Origin of the sequence: Dolichospermum sp. LEGE 00246 (assembly GCF_015207865.1) — a bacterium.
Classification (GTDB): Bacteria; Cyanobacteriota; Cyanobacteriia; order Cyanobacteriales; family Nostocaceae; genus Dolichospermum; species Dolichospermum heterosporum.
Map to the genome: position 1 here is coordinate 1 of NZ_JADEWA010000462.1, position 4,312 is coordinate 4,312.

General features: G+C 32.6%; 4 protein-coding genes. 1 reads left to right on the top strand and 3 read right to left on the bottom strand.

Annotated features, from left to right (window positions below):
* The first annotated feature begins 120 nt into the window (after window positions 1-120).
* Entirely contained in the window at window positions 121-3,390 is a 3,270-nt protein-coding gene (locus IQ228_RS22120; RefSeq protein WP_193964448.1) for a glycosyltransferase, read from the top strand.
* A gap of 38 nt (window positions 3,391-3,428) precedes the next feature.
* Here IQ228_RS22120 and IQ228_RS27490 read toward each other — a convergent pair whose 3' ends face one another.
* From IQ228_RS27490 to IQ228_RS22135, 3 genes are all read right to left on the bottom strand, one after another.
* Window positions 3,429-3,608, bottom strand: coding sequence for a type II toxin-antitoxin system RelE/ParE family toxin (locus IQ228_RS27490; RefSeq protein ID WP_370566931.1), 180 nt, complete (start codon window positions 3,606-3,608; stop codon window positions 3,429-3,431).
* A 72-nt stretch (window positions 3,609-3,680) separates the two neighbouring features.
* Complete coding sequence (locus tag IQ228_RS22130; RefSeq protein WP_027402395.1) at window positions 3,681-3,896, bottom strand: hypothetical protein; 216 nt, start codon at window positions 3,894-3,896, stop codon at window positions 3,681-3,683.
* A 47-nt stretch (window positions 3,897-3,943) separates the two neighbouring features.
* The coding region (locus IQ228_RS22135; protein WP_193964449.1) for a DUF29 domain-containing protein at window positions 3,944-4,312 on the bottom strand (369 nt) is incomplete at its 5' end.

Here is a 4,312-nt window from a genome sequence, read left to right on the forward strand (position 1 = left end):
GGGTTAGGGAGGGCTAAAATATTTAATACAGGAATCATGACTTTTCAATCGCCCTCTTAGCAATATCATTATTGTGTTATGTAAAATCAATGTTAATTATTAAATTTTTCGTGAGGGAAAATGCTGATTAATCGTTATGTTAATATAGGTATAGTTACTTTTAATCGTCTTGAATTCACTAAGCAAGCAATTACATCCATTGTAGAATATACGAGTTTTCCTTATGTGATTACTGTTGTAGATAATGGTAGTAATGATGGAACAAAAGAGTATCTCCAAGAACTTAAAGAAGAAGGAATTATCAAGAATTTAGTCTTATTAAATAAAAATATTGGTGTTGCTAAAGCTTCTAACCTAGCCTGGATACAAGAGGAAAAAGCTCTCTATTACTTAAAGTATGATAATGATATTGTTATTCAAAAAAAAAATTGGCTTTCTAACTTGATATCTGTTATTGATGCAACACCAGAGGTTGGTGTCATTGGTTATAATTTTGAGCCAATTAGCTATTCATTAAAAATGATTCGAGATCAAAAAATCAGACTTAAAGAAGAAGGTAATATTGGAGGCGCGTGTTTTTTAATTCCAAAACGGACACACGACATTTTAGGATACTGGTGTGAAGACTATGGATTATATGGTTTTGAAGATGTTGATTACAGCTTTAGAGTAAAACTAGCAAAGTTACTTAATGCCTACATGGAAGATGAAGAAATTGGAATTCATCTCCCTGCGGGAAAAGCACCAATTATAGATGGTATAACTTGGAGAGCTAGTGATGGTGTTGAGGAGATAAAATACCAAAAATATCGTAGTTTTAAAGATTTACAACTTCAAGATGCTGTTATTAGTGGAATTGTCAACAAAAGATTTTATGAATATATCAATGGAGTATGTTCCTTATATGTTAACACCAGTAAATGTGAACTAAATAAAAACTTAGATATTCAACAGCAAAACAAATCTATGAAAAATACTTTTAATGTTTTAAATTGCCAGTCTCATTTTCAGCTATTACGGATAGATTTAGGATGTGGAATCAATAAGCCTGAAGGTTTTGTTGGTGTAGATGTATATCCGGGTTCAGGTGTAGATATTGTTGCTAATTTAAGTAGAAGATTTCCATTTGAAGATAATAGCGTAGACGAAATTAGGGCGCACGATGTTATCGAACATCTCCAAGATAGAATTCACACCATGAATGAGATTTGGAGAGTTTGTAAACCTGGTGCAAAAGTTGATATTCGTGTACCTTCTACAGATGGTAGAGGAGCTTTTCAAGACCCAACTCATATTAGTTTTTGGAATATTAATTCTTTTCTTTATTATTGTAATGAATATCCTGCTTATTTAGAACTTTGTAGAAGGTATGGATTTAAAGGTGAGTTTAATGCTGTACATCTTGAACATGAAGAATCTTCAGGTGGAGTAATTCATGTAATTGCAGAATTGCGTGTAGTCAAGCCAGATTCAAATTTAAATCAACAAAAAATTACTGAAAGTACCCAAATTTCCCAGCAATATCAGAAATTAATTCAGGAAAATGACCATCTAAAATTTCTATTTTCCTCTCAATCCGACTTTAAAGAAATCGGTGAAGCAGATAATTACTACCAATACTTGCAAAACTCACTTGATTACCTCCACATATCTATATTCAATAACCCTGATTCTGAGTTATGGCATGAAGTAGTTAAGAATTTTGCTCAAACTGCTAATTTTATCCCTGCATACTTTAATGAAGCCAATCTGAAAGATATCTATGTTCAACGTGCAGAAATAATAGAATATTTTCTAAAACTTCAGGGTTATGAAATTGATTATGAATTTACAGATAGACCTATAAACAGAAAAAAAATCCGTCTTGGTATATTAGCCAATAGTTTTTTACCCTCAGCAGAAACTTATGCTTATCTTCCTGTTTATGAATACCTGAGTCGAGACTTTGAAGTTATCTTATATTCTCTTGCAGAAACTGGACATCCATTAGAACAATATTGTCAACTTTCTGCTAACTCCTTTAAACTGCTACCACAGGAATTATCGGCGCAAGTAAATATAATTCGTGGTGATGATGTTGATATATTATTTATAGCTACCAACATTACCGCAGTTACTAATCAAATCTGCCTATTAGCAACCCATAAATTAGCGAAAATACAAGTTACTAGCGGTGGTTCTGTGGTAACAACTGGAATGAGAAATATAGATTATTATATTTCCGGTACATTAACTGATCCATCACCCACAGCACAAGAGCAATATCAAGAAAAGTTAATCAAATTAGAGGGTTCTGTACACTGTTTTAGTTATGGGACTGAAGAAGGAAAAATAACCACCCCAGTAGAACGGAATAATTTAGGTATTCCCGAAGATGCGTTTGTTTTCATCTCCTGTGCTAACTACTTTAAAATAATTCCTGAATTAGTGGAAACATGGGCAAAAATTATTTCTCAAGTACCAAATTCAGTTTTAATGCTGTTACCATTTGGTCCCAATTGGTCAAATAATTATCCCAAGCTACAATTTATCAATCATCTCAATTCCATATTTATCAAATATGGGTTAGAAACTGAACGCTTAATAGTATTAGATCCTCAACCAGTTCCAGATAGACAGGACATGAAGGAATACTATAAAATAGCTGATGTCTATTTAGATTCTTTTCCCTTTGCAGGTACAACTTCTTTAATAGAACCACTACAGGTTAATCTCCCAGTCATAGCCAGACAGGGAAATTGTTTCCGTTCTGCAATGGGAGCAGCAATGATCCAAACATTGAATATTCCTGACTTGGTAGCAGATAGTGAAGAATCTTATATCAAATTAGCAGTGAAACTTGGGAATAATCCTGAATTACGTCAACAAAAGAGCAAAGAAATTAAAGAAAAAATGCAGGATAATCCTAGTTTCCTGGATAGTCGCGCCTACTCAGCAAAAATGGGTAGTATATTCCGGGAGTTATTTAGGAATTATTTTGTCAATAACCTAGAAGAAAACCTGCGGCTAAGAGATATTAATTTAATAATTTTCCCTGATTGGACACAACCAGAAGATGAACTTGGTTTTGAATTACAGGAGGTAATACAAGCATTAGCAACTCATCCTGAAAGTGAAAAAATTACTCTACTCATAAATACAGGTGATATGGATACCGAAGATGCAGAAATCTTTTTATCTAGCGTAGCAATGAATTTGTTAATGGAAGATTTAGATATTACTGATACTATAGATATTTCCCTAGTAGATCAGTTAGGAGATATGCAATGGCAATCTTTATTACCTCGGATTTATGGCAGAGTAATTTTGAACAATGAAGATGAGGTAGCTTTAGCAAAAGCACCAGTTAGCAAGATACACAGTTATCAAATAGATAGTTTGATAAGTTAATTTTAAGAGTCTTAAGAATAACAACTATGAAAGAGCCACTATTTTTGACGATAAACCTCTCTGCGATGTTTCGCTTTAACTATGGTCACTAATAAAATATCATCTTGTATTTGATAGATAACTCGATAATCACCTATTCTAATCCGGTAAATTGACAATTCGCTTTCCAATTTTTTAACACCGTCAGGACGCGGTTCAATTGCGAATTCTTGAATCAATTCTTTATCTAATATCAGGTGGTAATTTTTTGAGTTGTTTTACAGCACCCTTGGTAAATTCGATTTGATACTTCACGATTTTAATTCCTGTTGGTACTGTTCCCAAGATATTGTACCGTTCACTTCTGCATCTTTTAATTCAGCAATCGCATCCGCAATATCCTCTGTATCTTCATCTTCACAAATATCTAACAGTTCTAATATTTCCTCTAAAGTGCCTTCATAAACTTGTTCTAGCCGTTCATAGATTGCTTTTAATAATGCTTGTTTTTTAGTTGTAGTTTCCATTTTTACACCTCCTGCAAAATTATCTAAAAAATATTTGTCAACTCCAGTTACTTTTGAGGATACCAATTATCATCAAATAATTGTTCCAAAGAATAGGGACAATTATCAGGGAATAGATTTGATGCTAATCCTGTTTTTTGAACAACAACTTTCACAGCAACATTGTAAATATGAGCTAATTCTTGAACTAACTTATTTTTTAATGTATTAGTTAAGCTATTGTTTAAATCATCTCTAAAAGCGATTATTTCTCCCTGCCAGTGCCGATAATTTCGATCATGTTCTTCCTGGCAATATTCTAACAGTAAAATATGAATTATAATTTGTCTTAATAAACTTCTAACTTTGTTTAAATCATTTCTTCCCAAACTTTCTAACTCCTCAATTAAATTATCTAAATCTAAATTATCTAAATC